Genomic DNA, 15758 nt, shown 5'->3' on the forward strand with positions numbered 1-15758 from the left:
AACGTAAAAAGCCCGACCTGTTTCAGGTCGGGCTTTTTCATGTCAGATCTCCGGGTATTCGCCAGTACCCTCTGGCCATGGCGTGAGCAGCTCGAAGCCGGTCTCCGTGACCGCGACCATGTGCTCCCACTGGGCAGACAAAGACAAGTCTCTGGTTAGCACTGTCCAGCCATCAGGCAATGTCTTGGTGCCCGGCTTGCCCGCATTGATCATCGGCTCAATGGTAAAGACCATGCCGGGCTTGAGGCGCATGCCCTTTCCTTGTGCACCGTAGTGCAACACCTGAGGATCTTCGTGGTAGTTACGACCGATCCCGTGGCCACAATATTCACGAACAACGCTGAACCCTTCACGGTGCGCCACCGTCTGGATTGCATGGCCGATATCGCCCAGCGTAGCTCCGGGACGTACCGCGTGAATACCGGCACGAGTGGCTTCGTAGGTGGTGTGCACCAGACGCTTTGCCAACGGACTGACTTCACCGACGAAGTACATGCGGCTGGTATCGCCGTACCAACCATCGTTGATGACGGCAACGTCGATGTTGATGATATCGCCATCCTTGAGGATGTCGGACGCGGACGGTATGCCGTGACACACCACCGCATTGGGTGAGATGCAGGTGGTCTTGGTAAAGCCGTGATAACCGACATTGGCCGGGATTACTTTCAGCTCTTTGACGATGTATTCATTGCAGATATCGTCCAGTGCCTCGGTGCTGACGCCCGCCTTTACATGCGGGGTGATCATGGCCAGAACGTCGGCAGCCAACCTGCCGGCAATTCGCAGCTGAACCAGATCCGCTTCACTTTTGATGCTGACCGGGCCGCTCATCGAGAAGCCACCTTCGGCTGCGATTCAACAGGCGAGATATCGTAGGTCTGCGCACTCAGTACGACGCCATCGGCGTTTTCAGTACGGATCAGCATCTGGCAGATATCACTGTAATTCAGTCCGGGGTGCAACTCGCTCAACATACCAACCCGCATCCAGTGCTCCGCCTGCGCATTGATCGATCGACTGAGTGCCGCACTCGCTGCACGGATATTGGCGTGCATATGTTCAGAAATTTTGACCAGCCCCATGATTCACCTCGTATGGAATATACGAAGCATATACGTTTCATATATAGCCAATCAAGACAGCCTTGCGTCGATTCTGTCTGGCTACCTGATTATCAGTTGCTGAGAGTGGTATAAATCCCTGCGGCCGTAATCTGGAGAATCAAGGGTGGTGAACTTTCTGCTGGGCTGGTTCGTGGTCTCGCTGCTCGGCACATTGGTGGCGCTTCGCTTGATACGCAATGGCAAACGCCGACCTGCACGCTCCGCTGCAACGACTGAAAGCGTGACCAGAGCGCACGCTGAAAATGAAGTCAGTCTGCAGCAAGGCGAACCTGGTAATCACCCGCGTTCTGGGCGTTAACGATGGCCATCGACACCAGCGGCTCATAGGCATTGAACTGACGAAGCGCGGCCGCCAGTGCCAGGAAGTCTTCGCGCTGCATTTCATTCATGCCGGCAATGATGGATGCGTGATCAGTGGTAGTGCTTGCAACGTTTTCAAGGGACATGGCAACCGCCTCTTTTCAATTTACTGTTTAAACATACAGTATTTGTATAAGACGGATAACGCAAGCCAGCGAGCGACGAACGGCTTTGTCAGCGATCGGTTGTTGTTGCGGCGAGCGCTTGCAGGTTAGCCCACTCGGTTCGAGAAATTTCGATACCCTCCACGAGTGATTTTTCTCGTTCCTCATAACGCCGGTCACCCGGTATGCGCTCCTGCCCGACGCCATGCATCTGCCTGACCAACTCCTCGCTGCGCTCTGCGAAGTGCTGACCGCTGCCTTTGTCAGGATCAATGACGATCAGCAATTGCCCGGTCCAGGGCGTCTGGGCGCCCGGATGCCTGGACCAGTCGAATTCAAACGAGAAATTACCCCCGGTGAGACCCGCCGCCAGTAGTTCGACCATCATCGACAAAGCAGACCCTTTATAGCCACCAAACGGCAGCAGCGCCCCGCCATCGAGAATTTCTTTGGGCTCCTGTGTCGGCTGCCCGGCGCTATCAACGCCCATGCCAACTGGCAAAGTGCGTCCGGCGCGAGCGGCGATTTGCACGTCGCCATTGGCAATGGCACTGGTCGCAAGATCAAACACAATGGGCTGTCCACCAGCACGCGGCGCAGCGAACGCGATGGGATTGGTACCGAATAGCGGCTTCTGCGCGCCGTGTGGCACTACGCACGTCATGCTGTTGACCACGCTCAACGCGACAAGCCCCTGTTCGGCGAATGGCTCGACATCTGGCCACAACGCCGCAAAGTGATGAGAGCTGCGAATGGCAAGAATCGCGATACCCGCACTTTTAACCTTCTCTATCAGCAAAGGCGTCGCCGCCGCCAACGCAGGCTGTGCGAAGCCATTGGCCGCGTCGACCCGAATAAATGCAGCGCCGACATCCTCCACCACCGGCACGGCTTGCCCATTGACCCAACCACTGGCCAACGACGACAAATAGCCCGGAATACGAAAAATCCCGTGACTATGGGAGCCATCTCGCTGTGCACTCGCACAGTTTTGCGAAAGGACTTCGGCTACCTCTTCCGACGTTCCGTGGCGTACGAATATCTGTCGCAGCACCTGAGCCAGCTCATTGAAACTGAGATTATGGGTTTCGATATCGCGAGTTACAGACATTTGAAACTCCGGCGTCAGGTTAAACACGTTATCCAGCGATGAAGTATTGCGTCACGCGCTGCGCACATTACCGCGCAAACATCACGCGGGTAAATCGACGTTATCGAGGCGCTTCTGGAAGAAGTAACGGGTGTGCCCGGGTGGATAATCGTTGATCTGACCGCACTCGCTGTAACCAAGGCCGCGATAGAAGTCCGGTGCCTGGAAATCGAATGTATCGAGCCATATGCCCACGCAATTTTTCTCCCGCGCCAGATCTTCCGCCATCGTCATTAAACGCGAACCAAGCCCCTGACCACGGGCCTGCTCCGGCACCGCCAGCAACTCGATGAACATCCATCGATAAAAGATGCTGCCATTCAATCCGCCTAGCACTTCATTGCTTTGTTCATCCCGAACCAGTAATGCAAACTTCTCCGCTCCGGACTCTCCCGCCTGAGCAACGTTATAGGCACGCAATGGCGTAAGGATTGCTGACACTTGTTCGTCGGTGGGGTTTGAGGTTAGTTCGATACTCACGTTCATCCATGGCTCCACGGGGTTAACTGGAAGATCGGCAGTCTAATACCGCTGTGCATTCAATAGGGTGTTAAAACAATGCGTTAACGCGAATTGACCTCTATTACCCAAAAAATGGCCTGCTGTGTTGATATTCAATGGCCATAGCTGTTCTCCCCCGCTCCTGCGCAGATGTAGAATGCTCCTACAGCCGGAGTGCCAATGACCGACCCAATTCTCAGCGAAGCCGAATACGACGCCGTCACCGATGCCGCAGCACATTGGTGCATGCGCATGCACGCCAGCGATTGCACCGCTGAAGAGCGCAGAGCATTCGAACAGTGGCTTGATGCTCATCCGCTGCATACCGTCGAGTATCAGGCGATGCTGGAAATCTGGGAAATTTCCGAGCAGGTTGTACCGGTCAATCCTCTGCCCACCCATCACGAAAACGTCGCGAAGTTGCTCACTGGCGCAGTACCAAAAGCTCCCGGTAAAAACTGGCGCAGTTATGCCGCAGCGGCTGCGGTCATCGCCCTGGCATTGCCGGTTGCAGGCTATATCGGATGGAACCAGGGCTGGCTGCCCAATGCCTATGACACCTATGAAGCCGACGGCAGTACCCGCTTGATTACCATGGCTGACGGCAGTCGGGTGGAGTTGAATCTGGGAACCCGCCTGACCTTCGCCAACTACAAGGATCGGCGCAGCGTAGTGCTGGACAAAGGCGAAGCGTTCTTCGAGGTCAGCCACGATGCTCAACATCCGTTTGTGGTGAAGGCAGGCCAAGGCAGCGTCAAGGTCACCGGTACAAAATTCAACGTCTGGATGTATCAGGATCAGGTTCGGGTGATGTTGCTCGAAGGGTCGGTCCAGGTGGTCAGTGACACGTCTCAACCCGGTAGCGGTTATCGCCTTGAGCCCGGCATGCAGGCCAGTTACAAAAGCGGCGATTTCGAGCCACAGATCAGCGAGACCTACGCCAACGACAACAGTCTGGCATGGCGCAATGGCAAGCTGGTGATCAACAATCTGCCGCTGGCGCAAGCGCTACCGCTGATCAATCGCTACCTGCCGCAACCCATACTGCTGGCCGACAACGCCACCGGCGCAATCCGCATCGGCGGTAGTTACAACACGCAGGAAATGGCGAGTCTGGTGGCTTCACTGCCCAAGGTCCTGCCCGTGACGGTGACCCGTAACAACGAAGGCAATCAGGTCATCAATAGACGGCCGAGTGCTACGCCGAAGGGTTAGTTAGACGATCCCCAGACAGGAGCAGGCCGATGTGGGGGCCGAGCTTGGTCTGGGCGACATTCCGACAATAAGGCTGGGCGCGACCTAAAGGAAATCGAGTCCAGCCTTATCGCGGGCAAGCACCGCTCCCACAGGGATCTCTTTCCAATTCAGATTGATCGAATATTCCTCCTGGAAATTACTTCTGCCCTTCCTTGATCACCTGCAACCGATAAGCTGGATCCGCCTGGATCTGCTGCTCGGTGAACGGCAATACAGCCCATTGCTTTTTGGAGAACGCCTCAGTCTGGTCCCGGCGGTGCGGCGACTCCGGACTGGTTGATTCAGAGGGGGCCAGCAATCCTTGAGCATGGGGGCCGCGCTCATCGAAACTCACTACCTGCAAATAGCTGCTGCCACTGACCACTTCACGCTTGCCATCACCACGCGGAACACTCTGTATCGCATTGTATATGCCCAAGATGCCCGGGCCGCCATGGATCGGCGTCTGCTGAGTGCCCGCGGTTGAAACCTGAATATCTCCCCAACGACTGTCTGCCTTCAGACCCGCATTGCTCATTTGCTCCGCCGATTCCAGCACTGCCGCATGCAGCGCTTCGGTTACACCCGCCTGTTGAATATCCAGCCCGCGAGGCGTGTGGATCGGATTGGCCGGATCAAATGCAATACGCCAGGCATTCGGCACACTTTGCAGCGCTTTGGTGATGTTCTGAAAATGCACAAAGCCTATACCAGCCTCCAGGTTGGCGCTGCGGTCCCACTGACTCATGCTCGTGCAAACACTTTTGATCGTCGCAACATCCGCCCCGGAATACCCTGCGCAGTATTGCAGCAGATCATCCAGCAGCCCGCCCGCCTCGGCCAGATAAACCCGGTTATCCATGACCATTGCCTGCAAGTCGGCAAGGTTAACTTTGCCAGCCTGTTGCAGGCTGGTCAGTCGATCTACTGCAAAGCGCGTGCGGGGACCCAGCGGCTGGGCATCACGGCTGATCAGCGGCGAAAAACCGGTCAAAGGCTGCGCCGGATTGGTCATCCACGCCGAGTCATTGGAGTTCTGCAAATAATCGCTACGGCTTAAGGTTGGCAACGCCGAACCCGGAAAAATACCCGCCTGTGCCGCTGTCGGGTCGTTATCCCAAGCGCAGGCACTGCGCGAGCCATCGAGCACAATCATCTCAAGCCCGGCAGCAGGATCGCTGCATTGGGCGAGCTTCTGCTGGCTGACATTCGGCACAACTGAATAGTTGGTGTAGAGCGTCTGCCCCTGATCATCGACCGCGAGGGTGTTGACCCAGGGGGTGCCCTGGATTTTCTGCAACGCCCCTTTCAGCTCAGCGAGACTTTGAGCGCGGTTCATCGCGTACCACTGTTGAATGACCCGGTCATTGCCGAGGTTCGCATCACGCAGGCTGTAGGCATATTCGTGATTCCAGTCCAGCTTGCCCGGCCATTGCACCACCGGACCGAACTCGGACTGATAGATCTCACGGGATTGCTGTTGGGGCTTGCCGTCCTTGTCAGTCAGAGTAACGGTGACTGTGGCTTTTTTCAGCGGTCGGGACTGACCGTCAACGATATAACGAGTGGCATCCTTGGGATCGAGCTTGAGGCGGTACAACGTAAAGTGTTTCGAGGTATCCACCGTATGGGTCCAGGCCAGATGCTGGCTGAAACCGATATTGATCAGCGGAAAACCGGGCAGAGCAGCGCCCATCACGTCGAGTTTGCCGGGGATGGTCAAATGCATCTGATAAAAACGCATGCCGCCAACCCACGGAAAATGCGGGTTGGCCAACAGCATGCCGCGCCCGTTCTCCGACCGGTCACGCCCGATTGCCACCGCATTGCTGCCGCGCTCGAGCGCAAAGTTCTTGTCGTGGTCAGCGGCGCTGGCGAATGACATTGAATCTATTGACCGGCTGGCGGTATTGGCACCGGCGGCGGCAGGCGGTGTCGCGGCGGCCAGCGCCTCGGCAAAGCGCCCCACACCGCCTTCTACCAGCAAACGACGCGTGAGCTTGACCTGATCCTCGACAGTGATCGGGCGCAGCCATTGCGCATTAAGGCATTCAACCTGAGTACCGGCCGCTTGTGTTTCCGCGAGGAGCCGGTTGTAACCCGCCACGTATCCTTCAACCAATTGGCGGACCTGGGGCGTCTGGGCCTTCCAGAATGCTGCAACGGCCGTGGGCGTATTCAACCAGTTGAAGAACACATCGCTGGCCATGTTGTTGCGCTTCTCGAAGGTCTGATTCTCAGGACCGAAGTAACGTGAGCGCTCGCCATTAACCGTGACCACTTCGTTTGCCAGCAGGCAAAGATTGTCCTGCGCGTAGGCATAGCCGATGCCATAACCAAGGCCACGCTCGTTCTGTGCGCGAATATGCGGCACGCCAAAGGTGGTCCTGCGGACTTCCGCGCTGGCCTGTTGCCCGGGCAACTGCGCATGAGCGCTGACACTCAGGCCAAACAATAATCCGGAAATACACAACGTCGGCACGCGCTTGAAAATGATCACTCTGACTCCTGATGGCTGGCTTACAGAAAGGCACAGCCGGGAGGGGCTGTGGCTCACTTAAAGACGAAGAACGACGGGGAAATTTAGTGCGCAATGCTCAGCCGGAGAGCAGTTGAAGCGATGCCCGGTAAAGTTTTTTTCAAAAACGATTGAGGATTTGCAGCGCTCATACGTCTTACTAAGTGAGGCAAGCATTTTTAGAGCCTGAAAAGGAATTTGCGCATGTTGAATCGTCAAGCCACCACAACCCGAACGATGCTGCGCCAGTCAGCCATTGCCGCGCAGGCACAGGCACAGGCGCCTGTCGCTGATACAGAACGCCAGGGCAACGAACCTATCCGCAAGTTGCTCAAAAGCTTTGGTCTGCGGACCAGCCTGGTCCGGTTGAAAGTTCTGGATGCACTGCTGCAGGCAACCAGCGAGGGTCAGCCTCTGGGCGTGCGTGGTGTGCACAGTCAAATGCTCAAGCTGGATATTCCGCTGTCCTTCCTGAGCGTGCGGGAAGTACTTAAACGCCTCTGCGACGAAGGCGTCATTTTTCTCAATCCGGACAAAAGCTATAGCTTGCACCCTCAGGCCATGGAACTACTCAACGAACCGGGCAAGTCGGCTTAATGAAATGACCGCCCGGCTATGATCCGGAACGCAAGCCCTCAGCGCTTGACCTTGCGACGTATCACGCCGTTGATGACCACGACCAGAACGGCAACGGCGATAGCGATGTACTGGAAAGTCTTCTCGCTGATGACACCGCTGGCTTGCAGGTGTGAAAGACCCAGCATGATCGCCAGTACCGCGAGGGCGATCAGCAGCGAATAGATCAAACGTTGTTTATTGGTCATTGCAAGGTTCCTGAAATCTTCGTGGACAGCATTCATTACGCTCAAATGCGCACCTATCTTACGCTGATGTGCCAGGCCTGACAGCGGCATCCTCAAACCAGCCTCCTCGTAATGCCTTCCCTGCAATTGCTCTCCAGCCCATGCCAGAGCACATCCGGACAACGCTGGTTACAATTCGCGTGGTTTAATAGCGCCCTTTCAAGGCCGTCCACTCGGTCTATTCGTGTCTAGCAAGGAGTCAACCATGCCCCATGAAGGCAGCCTGTTGCAGGCCGCAGTCGTGTTCCTGTTCGCCGCGGTTTTGACCGTTCCACTGGCCAAGCGGCTACAACTGGGTGCGGTGATCGGTTACCTGTTCGCCGGTGTGATCATCGGCCCGTCGGTGCTGGGGTTGATCGGCAATCCCGAAAGCGTCAGCCATATCTCCGAACTGGGTGTTGTGTTGTTGCTGTTTATCATCGGCCTCGAACTGTCACCCAAGCGTTTATGGGTGATGCGCAAAGCGGTGTTTGGCGTCGGTATGGCGCAGGTCCTGTTGACGGGGCTGGTCATCGGCATGATTGCCCTGCTCGCCTTCGGCCAGCCACTGAATACTGCCGTTGTTCTGGGATTAGGACTGGCGCTGTCGTCCACGGCCTTTGGTCTGCAGAGTCTCGCCGAGCGCAAGGAACTGAACAGCCCTCACGGCCGACTGGCATTTGCCATTCTGTTGTTTCAGGACATCGCCGCTATCCCGTTGATTGCCATGGTGCCGCTGCTCGCCGGTACAGACGACAAGCTCAGTGCCAGCGATGGCCTGACTCATGGCTTGGAGGTACTGGGCGTCATTGCGATTGTGGTGGTAGGTGGTCGCTACTTGCTGCGTCCGGTGTTCCGCATTGTGGCCAAGACAAAAATCCAGGAAGTGTCCACGGCGACCGCTTTACTGGTGGTTATCGGCACGGCATGGCTGATGGATCTGGTGGGCGTGTCCATGGCACTGGGAGCCTTCCTTGCCGGTCTGCTGCTCGCTGACTCGGAGTACCGTCACGAACTGGAGTCGCAAATCGAGCCGTTCAAGGGCCTGTTGCTCGGTTTGTTTTTCATGAGCGTGGGCATGGGCGCCAATCTCGGATTGTTGCTCAGCGAACCTTTGGTCGTACTGGGCCTGACACTGCTACTGATTTTCATCAAATTGCCGCTGCTGTTTATTGTCGGGCGACTGGCGGGCGGGTTGGGCAAGCAAAGCGCGCTACGACTGGGCATCGTGCTCGCTGCGGGTGGTGAGTTCGCTTTTGTGGTGTTCAAGATTGGCAGCGATCAAGGCCTGTTTGACGCTCAGTTATACGACACGCTGGTACTTACCATCACACTGTCCATGGCATTGACTCCACTGTTATTACTGGGCATAGCCCGCTGGCTCAAACCCAAGCCGGTCGTGGTGGAAGTCCCGGACGAGTACCGGGATATCAACACCGACGCGCCGCGGGTGGTGATCGCAGGCATGGGCCGTATGGGCCAGATCGTTGCGCGGATTCTGCGCGCGCAGAACATCCCTTTTGTTGCCCTTGATACTGCCGTGGAGTCCATCGAGTTTTCACGCAGCTTCGGTAATGTGCCAGTGTTCTACGGCGATCCGTTGCGCCCTGAAATCCTTCGCGCAGCAAAGGTTGAGCAGGCGGAGTTTTTTATCATTGCGACGGATGATCCTGATATCAACATCAAGACTGCTGAGCTGGTTAACAAGCTGTATCCGAACATCAAGATTATCGCCCGCGCTCGCAACCGGCAGCATGTGCATCGTCTGATCGATGTTGGGGCACAGGCCGTCAGGGAAACGTTCTATTCCAGCCTGGAAATGAGTCGGCGGACACTGATCGGCCTGGGCCTGACCCAGACGCAGGCGGACGCGCGTATCAGCCGCTTCAAACGCCACGATGAACAGGTTCTGGCAGCACAGCATCTTGTGTATGACGACGCGGCCAAGGTTCTGCAAACCGCCCGGGAAGCCAGGAAAGAGCTGTCTCAGCTGTTCGAGGCGGACAGGCAGGAAGAGGAAGCCGGGAAGGATTGAGAGGGCCGAACAGGCTGCATGACCTGATTTGAATGGTAAATAGTCATCGCGGGCAAGCGCGCTCCTACCGTCTGAATGCGATCAAACGGTAGGAGCGCGCTTGCCCGCGATGACTATGTAATGCACGAATAAAGCTTTATTGATTCACGGCGAACATTCGATTCAAACCCGTCGAACTGAGGCTGGATGCATTTCCCTTCTATCCATACGGCCCATCCCAATAACGACCATGCATACCGAGCTTTTTCTTCAGACGTTTAGGCAGGTGTTTTTCCTGCTTGCTGAGCTTGTAAGCCACCAGCTTTGCTGCGTTGCGAATGAACGACAGCGGCCAGAGTTGGAAGCGCCGAGGCCCGAGGAATCTGAGCTCTGATTTGACGTAACGCATCCCCTCCCCGCCAACGCCGCCGAAGGTGTCGTAGATCCAGGCTTCGCGGGACTGAAACACACCGATATCGAAGTAACGCTGAAACTCTTCCCAAATGGTGTAGTTGTGAGAATGACGACACACCGCCGAGCCTTCATACGCCACTTTCCAGTCCCGCATCAGCATCTTCGCCGTGACGTACATGTCTTCGGACAAGATCACATGCCGGGGGAAGCCACCGATATCCAGCAAGGCTTCACGGCGGTAGGCCGCAAACGAATTGGACATGAAGGGTGTCTTGATACCCAATACCGGCGCATCGTCCAGCGTCTTGATTTGTGACACCGGCGGGTAATTGAACAAACGGGCGTGCTGGGCCAACAGGCTGGCGTCTTTATGGGGTAACTGGCGCCCGCACACGGCACCGACTTTCGGATCGGCGAAAGGCAGCAGTATGTTGGCGATGGCCTGCACATCCTCGACGTACGCGTCCTGCGTCATATAGACGTAGACGTCGTAATCAGGGTTGAACTCAACCATCATCTGCCGCGTGCCGCCGTGGTTGAAGTCCTTGCTGTCAATGCGCGTTACATTTGCGCAGCGCGAACGAGCCAACTCAAGCGTTCCATCGCTGGAGCTTGAGTCAACGATCAGGGTGTCGAAGACAGCGGTCTGGGTGGCCAGAGAATCCAGTAACCGCTCCAGGTCCTTTCGCCCGTTATAAGTCGGGATGACACAAGCCACTCTCAAAGACGGCATAACAAAACTCCAGGGCGAAAACCGAAATGCCCAACTTGTCAGCGTTTTTGAGGGTAGCTCATGCCTCGCGGATAGACCATACGGACCGGTAAAAACCCAATCAGCCGAGCACTTCACTCAAGGGGATGAAGTTGACCTGATCGCCCTCAGCAACGGTGCTGCCTTCGCGAACCTCGATCAAACCATCAGCCCAGGCCGCGCTGCGCAACACGCCAGAACTCTGGTTCTTGTAAAACACTGCCCGTCCCTGCTCCAGCCTGCCGCGCAAATACTCTCGGCGGTTGCCGGGTTTGGTCCAGGCGAAGCCTGCGGGTACCGGAAACTGCAGCGGCGTGACGTCGGCCACTCCCTGACGACGCAGCAGATAAGGACGGGCCAGCAAGGCGAAGGTCACCAGCGTCGATGCAGGATTACCTGGCAAACCGATCACCGGCACACCGCGAAAATGCCCGAACGTCAGCGGCTTGCCAGGCTTGATTGCCAGCTTCCAAAGCGACAATTCGCCCTCCTCGCGCAGTGCGTGCCCAAGGAAGTCCGCTTCACCCACGGAAACGCCGCCGGTAGACAGGATCAAGTCCACGTCGTTAAGCGCACCCAATGCCGTACGGGTCTTCTCCAGATCATCGGGCAGAATTCCGGCGTCGATCACATCGCACTCCAGCCTTTTAAGCCAACTGCACAACAACACGCGGTTGCTGTTGTAGATCTGCCCCGGCCCCAGTGGCTGACCGGGTTCGATCAGCTCATCGCCGGTCGAGAGCACGGCAACCCGTACACGCCTGATCACTTGCAGCTCCGCCAGCCCCAACGAAGCGGCCAGCCCCAGCTCGATAGGCCCAAGACGCGTGCCGGCAGCAAGGACTTTGTCACCCGTTCGGGTTTCCTGACCTTGGGGGCGGATGTTCTGGCCGATCTGCAGAGGCTCGGTGAACCCCACACGCTGATCGGAGAAGACTTCGGCGTTTTCCTGCATTTCGATACAGTCGGCACCCGCCGGAACCGGTGCGCCAGTGAAAATCCGCGCGCACGTACCAGGCGCCAAAGGCTCCGGTGCCTGACCGGCAAAAATCCGCTGACTGACGACCAGCGGTTCGCCTTTCCAGTCAGACAGGCGCAAGGCATAACCGTCCATGGCGCTGTTGGGCCACGGTGGCAGGTCCAGCGTTGCAATCATGTCCTGCGCCAGCACCCTGCCTTGACCCTGCGCCAACGGCACTGTTTCTGACTCAGTGACGGGCGCTGCTTCAGCCATTTCCAGCAAACGCGCCAGGGCCTGTTCGACCGGCATCAACGGCTTGTTCATCGGTGCATTACCCACGTGTTGCGCAAGGCTCGGCTTGCTTCAAATGCGGCACGAAGTTGCAGGGGCGAAAACGGTTGTCCAGCTGCTGAGCGAGGATGCCGTCCCAACCGGTGCGCACTGCGTTGGTCGAACCGGGCAGGCAGCAGACCAGCGTACCGTTGGCCAGACCGGCAAGAGCCCGGGACTGAATAGTCGAAGTGCCGATATCCGGCACGGATATCTGTCGGAACAACTCACCGAAACCATCAACCTGTTTATCCAGCAAGCAAGCAACCGCTTCCGGCGTACTGTCACGGCCGGTGAAACCCGTGCCGCCGGTAATCAGCACCACTTGCACTTCATCATCGGCAATCCAGCCAGCGACCTTCGCGCGGATCTTGTACAAGTCATCCTTGAGCAGCACGCGCTCGATCAGGCTGTGACCGGCTTCAGTGAGACGATCGACAAACATCTGGCCAGACGTATCAGTTTCGCGAGTACGGGTGTCACTCACCGTCAAAACAGCAATATTCAGCGGTACGAAAGGGGTGTCAGCCTTGGCTTTCATGGCTCTATCCAGTTGAAGAGAAAACAGGCCGGTGTTATATCACAGCACCCCATTCCACTGCTTCGGTCGAGTCGTTCATGCCAGATGCCATCACCCTTCCCGCCTGCTCCATCCTGCTGCTGGCCGGGGGTCAGGGGCAGCGCATGGGTGGCCGGGACAAAGGTCTGATTCTCTGGAACGGTGAGCCGCTGATCCAGCACCTGCATCGCCTGACCCGCCCGCTGACGGATGACTTACTCATTTCGTGCAATCGCAACCTGGAGCAATACGCAGCTTATGCTGATCGACTGGTGCAGGACGGCAACGATGAGTTTCACGGACCGTTCGCCGGTATTCGCGCTGCTCTGCCCCTGGCGCGCCATACGCATCTTCTGATCCTGCCCTGCGACGTGCCCTTGATTGACCATTCACTGCTACAGGAACTGCGGGAAACAGCCCTCAGGCATCCTCGACAGCCGGTGATGGTGCGTAGCGGCGAGCATTGGCAACCCTTGCTCTGCGTGATCCCGACGTGCGATTTACAGGCTTTCGAAGCCGCATGGCAAAGCGGAGAACGCAGCCCGCGCAAGGTGATGGAGAGACTGGATGCTGTCGCTGTACAGTGTGAAACCGATGACCCCCGTCTCGCCAACCTCAATACCCCGGACCTGCTGAACCAGACCACAGGCTAGGGCCGGCCTTGGCTGCAATTAATATTGTTTGAACTTGCTGCAAGCAGATACGTCTTAAACGTCAGTTAACCAAGAATCGATCAGGAGACACCGTAATGAAACAACGGACCCTTCCCGCTGCCTTTTTGCTCGCACTGGGCCTGGCATCCCTCGCAGGCTGTGCATCGCCGACAGTGATCACCCTGACCGATGGCCGGGAAATCCAGGCTGTCGACACCCCGAAATACGATGAAGATTCGGGCTTCTACGAGTTCAAGCAACTCGACGGTAAAGAAACCCGCGTCAACAAAGATCAGGTGCGTACTGTCAAGGATCTGTAACTCAGAGCCCGATGCAGCAAACGTAAAAAACCCGCCAAGTGCGGGTTTTTTATGTCTTACAGAAAATGCAGCGCTACCAGTCCAGATGGATTTCACTCTGAAACTGCCGCTGCTGGCCAGTGACCGGATCGATAAAGCGCAGGCTTTGGGCGAGTAATTTCAGTGGCCTCGCGTAATCGTCCACTGCATCCTTGAGCACGTTCGGGTAGAACGGATCATTGCAGATGCCAGCCCCCAAAGCGGCCATGTGCACGCGCAACTGGTGCTTCTTGCCGGTGACCGGATACAGCGCGTAGCGCCAAAGATCACCGTTGCGCTCACAGACCTCCATGGCGGTTTCTGTATTGCTGATGCCCTCGACTTCCTGCATGCGAAAGAACGGCTCGCCATCGATCAATCGACTTTTATGCACTCGAGGAAACTCGACACCGGGCAATGCCGGCGCAATGGCCTCATAGCGCTTGTCGATCTGTCGGGTCGGGAACAATGATTGATACGCCGAGCGCGTCTGCTTGTTGGCCGAGAACAACACAAGCCCGGCTGTGTGACGGTCAATACGATGCAAAGGCACCAGATCGGGATTATCCAGGCGACGGATCAAACGGCGCAAAAGCGTCTCTTCGACGTATTCCCCAGCAGGGGTGACCGGCAGGAAGTGTGGTTTGTCGGCAACCACCAGATGCTCGTCGGCATAGAGAATCGACTCTTGCACCGGGATCGGCGTTTCGTTGGGCACTTCACGAAAGTAGTGAATCCGCAGCCCTTCCCGATAGGCCAGATCCACATCGACAGGTTTGCCGTCGGCATCCAGCACCCGTCCACGGGCAATACGGTCAAGCCACTGCTCACGGCTGATGGCACTGAAATGCGCGCACAGACAATCAAGCACAGTGAGCCACTTCCCGGGCGGTAAATAGAGGGTACTGGCCTGACTCTTGGCAGCGGAAAAAGCAGACTCGGACATACGTGGGCTCGTGGGTGACTCTTGAGTGAACAGCGCCGCATTATCACCCAAGAGCCTTACTACGGCTAATCATCTGAAAGTGTCAGATCACGCCACACGCTGCACGATCACCGCCACCACCCAAAGGCTTGGGCATGTCGGAATGGTTATCCGCACCTGCGTGAACCATCAACGCATGACCTTTGACGTCCTTGAGTTTTTTCAAACGCGGTGCCAGTACCGGGTAGTTGGCCATGCCGTCTTCGGTGACGTAAATGGCCGGGAGGTCACCCAGGTGGCCGTTCGCATAAGGACCCAGATGTTTGCCGGTTTTTTTCGGGTCCCAGTGACCACCTGCGGCCTGAGCGGCAACTTTTACGCCGTCTTTCTCGGCGGTCTCACAGCTTGGATTTTCGTGGATGTGGAAGCCATGAACACCGGCTGGCAACGATGTCAGGTTGGGAGTGAACAGAAGGCCGTATTCAGTTTCGGTGATGATGACCTCGCCAATCGGCTTCGCCGCCTCCGTCGCACTCACTAGATTCATCGGTACAGACACCGAGTCGGCGAATGCCGTGTTCAGAGAAAAAGCGCCAATCAGGCCAAGCCAGAGATAAGATTTCATCATTCGTCCATTTGCTGAGAAAAAGTGCAAGGCAGCCTGAAAAAGCCTGCCGGGGTGGAGTTGGTACCTAGTCTTGTACCAGCTTGACGGCGAATTAGTTCCGCGGAATATGTGTGTGGGTGTTTGATTGGGGGTATATCCGTTGTTGCGGTGATGGCTGGTATTGGTTGCGCTTTTACAGCGCGTCACTTTTGAAAGGAGCCCAAAAGTAAGCAAAAGGTTCTTGCCCCACCACTTGGTGCCTCGCTTGGGCTCGGCATGCCCGTAATCCGACATTGCTGCGTGGGGCCGCCGCCACCGGCCATCCATGGCCTGAGGCGGCTAAACCGGCATCCCTGCCGGTTTGCCCC

Annotated in this window: 17 protein-coding genes; 5 read left to right on the forward strand and 12 right to left on the reverse strand. The window is 56.8% G+C overall.

Features of this window, described 5'->3' with window-relative positions; translation table 11 throughout:
- Positions 1-42: 42 nt before the first annotated feature.
- The 5 genes from map to KDX30_RS01960 all read right to left on the reverse strand — a co-directional run bounded on the left by map (position 43) and on the right by KDX30_RS01960 (position 3227).
- Positions 43-834: a type I methionyl aminopeptidase gene (gene map / locus KDX30_RS01940; protein ID WP_099268690.1), complete on the reverse strand. Its 792-nt coding sequence runs from the start codon at positions 832-834 to the stop codon at positions 43-45.
- Positions 831-1085, reverse strand: coding sequence for a ParD-like family protein (locus KDX30_RS01945; RefSeq protein ID WP_027898671.1), 255 nt, complete (start codon positions 1083-1085; stop codon positions 831-833). Before KDX30_RS01945 ends, map begins: the two co-directional genes overlap by 4 nt.
- Positions 1086-1375: 290 nt before the next feature.
- Positions 1376-1573 carry a hypothetical protein gene (locus KDX30_RS01950; protein WP_027898670.1) on the reverse strand — a complete coding sequence of 66 codons (198 nt, stop codon included), beginning with the start codon at positions 1571-1573 and terminating at the stop codon, positions 1376-1378.
- Between the two features lie 88 nt (positions 1574-1661).
- Positions 1662-2702 (reverse strand): Ldh family oxidoreductase, encoded by a 1041-nt coding sequence (locus tag KDX30_RS01955; RefSeq protein WP_231674812.1) that lies wholly within the window; start codon positions 2700-2702, stop codon positions 1662-1664.
- Between the two features lie 81 nt (positions 2703-2783).
- The gene (locus tag KDX30_RS01960) at positions 2784-3227 is read right to left on the reverse strand and encodes a GNAT family N-acetyltransferase (RefSeq protein ID WP_122395544.1); all 444 of its coding nucleotides are present in this window, start codon (positions 3225-3227) and stop codon (positions 2784-2786) included.
- A gap of 195 nt (positions 3228-3422) precedes the next feature.
- On the opposite strand from KDX30_RS01960, the gene KDX30_RS01965 reads away from it, so the two are divergent.
- Positions 3423-4457 carry a FecR family protein gene (locus KDX30_RS01965; protein ID WP_231674813.1) on the forward strand — a complete coding sequence of 345 codons (1035 nt, stop codon included), beginning with the start codon at positions 3423-3425 and terminating at the stop codon, positions 4455-4457.
- 178 nt (positions 4458-4635) lie between these two features.
- On the opposite strand, the gene pvdQ is transcribed toward KDX30_RS01965, so the two are convergent.
- A complete protein-coding gene (gene pvdQ / locus KDX30_RS01970; protein ID WP_231674814.1) occupies positions 4636-6978 on the reverse strand; it encodes a bifunctional acylase PvdQ in 2343 nt (780 codons plus the stop codon).
- Between the two features lie 222 nt (positions 6979-7200).
- Here pvdQ and KDX30_RS01975 point away from each other — a divergent pair, with 222 nt between their 5' ends.
- Entirely contained in the window at positions 7201-7593 is a 393-nt protein-coding gene (locus KDX30_RS01975) for a Fe2+/Zn2+ uptake regulation protein (protein WP_231674815.1), read from the forward strand.
- 38 nt (positions 7594-7631) lie between these two features.
- Here the strand turns inward: KDX30_RS01975 and KDX30_RS01980 are convergent, their stop codons facing one another.
- Positions 7632-7820, reverse strand: coding sequence for a hypothetical protein (locus tag KDX30_RS01980; RefSeq protein ID WP_027898664.1), 189 nt, complete (start codon positions 7818-7820; stop codon positions 7632-7634).
- A 244-nt stretch (positions 7821-8064) separates the two neighbouring features.
- Here KDX30_RS01980 and KDX30_RS01985 point away from each other — a divergent pair, with 244 nt between their 5' ends.
- Positions 8065-9873 (forward strand): monovalent cation:proton antiporter-2 (CPA2) family protein, encoded by a 1809-nt coding sequence (locus tag KDX30_RS01985; protein ID WP_099268684.1) that lies wholly within the window; start codon positions 8065-8067, stop codon positions 9871-9873.
- Between the two features lie 199 nt (positions 9874-10072).
- Here the strand turns inward: KDX30_RS01985 and KDX30_RS01990 are convergent, their stop codons facing one another.
- The 3 genes from KDX30_RS01990 to moaB form a co-directional block, all read right to left on the reverse strand.
- Positions 10073-10999 (reverse strand): glycosyltransferase, encoded by a 927-nt coding sequence (locus KDX30_RS01990; RefSeq protein ID WP_231674816.1) that lies wholly within the window; start codon positions 10997-10999, stop codon positions 10073-10075.
- 100 nt (positions 11000-11099) lie between these two features.
- Positions 11100-12302, reverse strand: a complete 1203-nt coding sequence (locus tag KDX30_RS01995) for a molybdopterin molybdotransferase MoeA (protein WP_231674817.1) — start codon at positions 12300-12302, stop codon at positions 11100-11102.
- A 7-nt stretch (positions 12303-12309) separates the two neighbouring features.
- On the reverse strand, positions 12310-12849 hold the full coding sequence (gene moaB, locus KDX30_RS02000) for a molybdenum cofactor biosynthesis protein B (RefSeq protein ID WP_027898187.1): 540 nt from the start codon (positions 12847-12849) through the stop codon (positions 12310-12312).
- Positions 12850-12926: 77 nt separating this feature from the next.
- Here moaB and mobA point away from each other — a divergent pair, with 77 nt between their 5' ends.
- Positions 12927-13520, forward strand: a complete 594-nt coding sequence (gene mobA, locus KDX30_RS02005; RefSeq protein WP_231674818.1) for a molybdenum cofactor guanylyltransferase MobA — start codon at positions 12927-12929, stop codon at positions 13518-13520.
- 95 nt (positions 13521-13615) lie between these two features.
- Positions 13616-13840 carry a YgdI/YgdR family lipoprotein gene (locus tag KDX30_RS02010; protein ID WP_027898189.1) on the forward strand — a complete coding sequence of 75 codons (225 nt, stop codon included), beginning with the start codon at positions 13616-13618 and terminating at the stop codon, positions 13838-13840.
- A 73-nt stretch (positions 13841-13913) separates the two neighbouring features.
- On the opposite strand, the gene KDX30_RS02015 is transcribed toward KDX30_RS02010, so the two are convergent.
- Positions 13914-14804, reverse strand: a complete 891-nt coding sequence (locus KDX30_RS02015; protein WP_231674819.1) for a pseudouridine synthase — start codon at positions 14802-14804, stop codon at positions 13914-13916.
- A gap of 82 nt (positions 14805-14886) precedes the next feature.
- Positions 14887-15408, reverse strand: coding sequence for a superoxide dismutase family protein (gene sodC, locus KDX30_RS02020; RefSeq protein ID WP_231674820.1), 522 nt, complete (start codon positions 15406-15408; stop codon positions 14887-14889).
- Positions 15409-15758 lie beyond the last annotated feature (350 nt).

It is taken from the genome of Pseudomonas quasicaspiana (assembly GCF_021147825.1).
In the GTDB taxonomy this organism is placed as follows: domain Bacteria; phylum Pseudomonadota; class Gammaproteobacteria; order Pseudomonadales; family Pseudomonadaceae; genus Aquipseudomonas; species Aquipseudomonas quasicaspiana.

Coding starts and splice junctions, on each gene's coding strand:
- KDX30_RS01980 (WP_027898664.1), bottom strand. CDS start 7,820: ATGACCAATAAACAACGTTTGATCTATTCGCTGCTGATCGCCCTCGCG.
- KDX30_RS01950 (WP_027898670.1), bottom strand. CDS start 1,573: ATGTCCCTTGAAAACGTTGCAAGCACTACCACTGATCACGCATCCATC.
- sodC (WP_231674820.1), bottom strand. CDS start 15,408: ATGAAATCTTATCTCTGGCTTGGCCTGATTGGCGCTTTTTCTCTGAAC.
- KDX30_RS01955 (WP_231674812.1), bottom strand. CDS start 2,702: ATGTCTGTAACTCGCGATATCGAAACCCATAATCTCAGTTTCAATGAG.
- KDX30_RS01990 (WP_231674816.1), bottom strand. CDS start 10,999: ATGCCGTCTTTGAGAGTGGCTTGTGTCATCCCGACTTATAACGGGCGA.
- KDX30_RS01985 (WP_099268684.1), top strand. CDS start 8,065: ATGCCCCATGAAGGCAGCCTGTTGCAGGCCGCAGTCGTGTTCCTGTTC.
- moaB (WP_027898187.1), bottom strand. CDS start 12,849: ATGAAAGCCAAGGCTGACACCCCTTTCGTACCGCTGAATATTGCTGTT.
- KDX30_RS01945 (WP_027898671.1), bottom strand. CDS start 1,085: ATGGGGCTGGTCAAAATTTCTGAACATATGCACGCCAATATCCGTGCA.
- KDX30_RS01995 (WP_231674817.1), bottom strand. CDS start 12,302: ATGAACAAGCCGTTGATGCCGGTCGAACAGGCCCTGGCGCGTTTGCTG.
- map (WP_099268690.1), bottom strand. CDS start 834: ATGAGCGGCCCGGTCAGCATCAAAAGTGAAGCGGATCTGGTTCAGCTG.
- KDX30_RS01975 (WP_231674815.1), top strand. CDS start 7,201: ATGTTGAATCGTCAAGCCACCACAACCCGAACGATGCTGCGCCAGTCA.
- mobA (WP_231674818.1), top strand. CDS start 12,927: ATGCCAGATGCCATCACCCTTCCCGCCTGCTCCATCCTGCTGCTGGCC.
- KDX30_RS02010 (WP_027898189.1), top strand. CDS start 13,616: ATGAAACAACGGACCCTTCCCGCTGCCTTTTTGCTCGCACTGGGCCTG.
- KDX30_RS02015 (WP_231674819.1), bottom strand. CDS start 14,804: ATGTCCGAGTCTGCTTTTTCCGCTGCCAAGAGTCAGGCCAGTACCCTC.
- KDX30_RS01960 (WP_122395544.1), bottom strand. CDS start 3,227: ATGAACGTGAGTATCGAACTAACCTCAAACCCCACCGACGAACAAGTG.
- KDX30_RS01965 (WP_231674813.1), top strand. CDS start 3,423: ATGACCGACCCAATTCTCAGCGAAGCCGAATACGACGCCGTCACCGAT.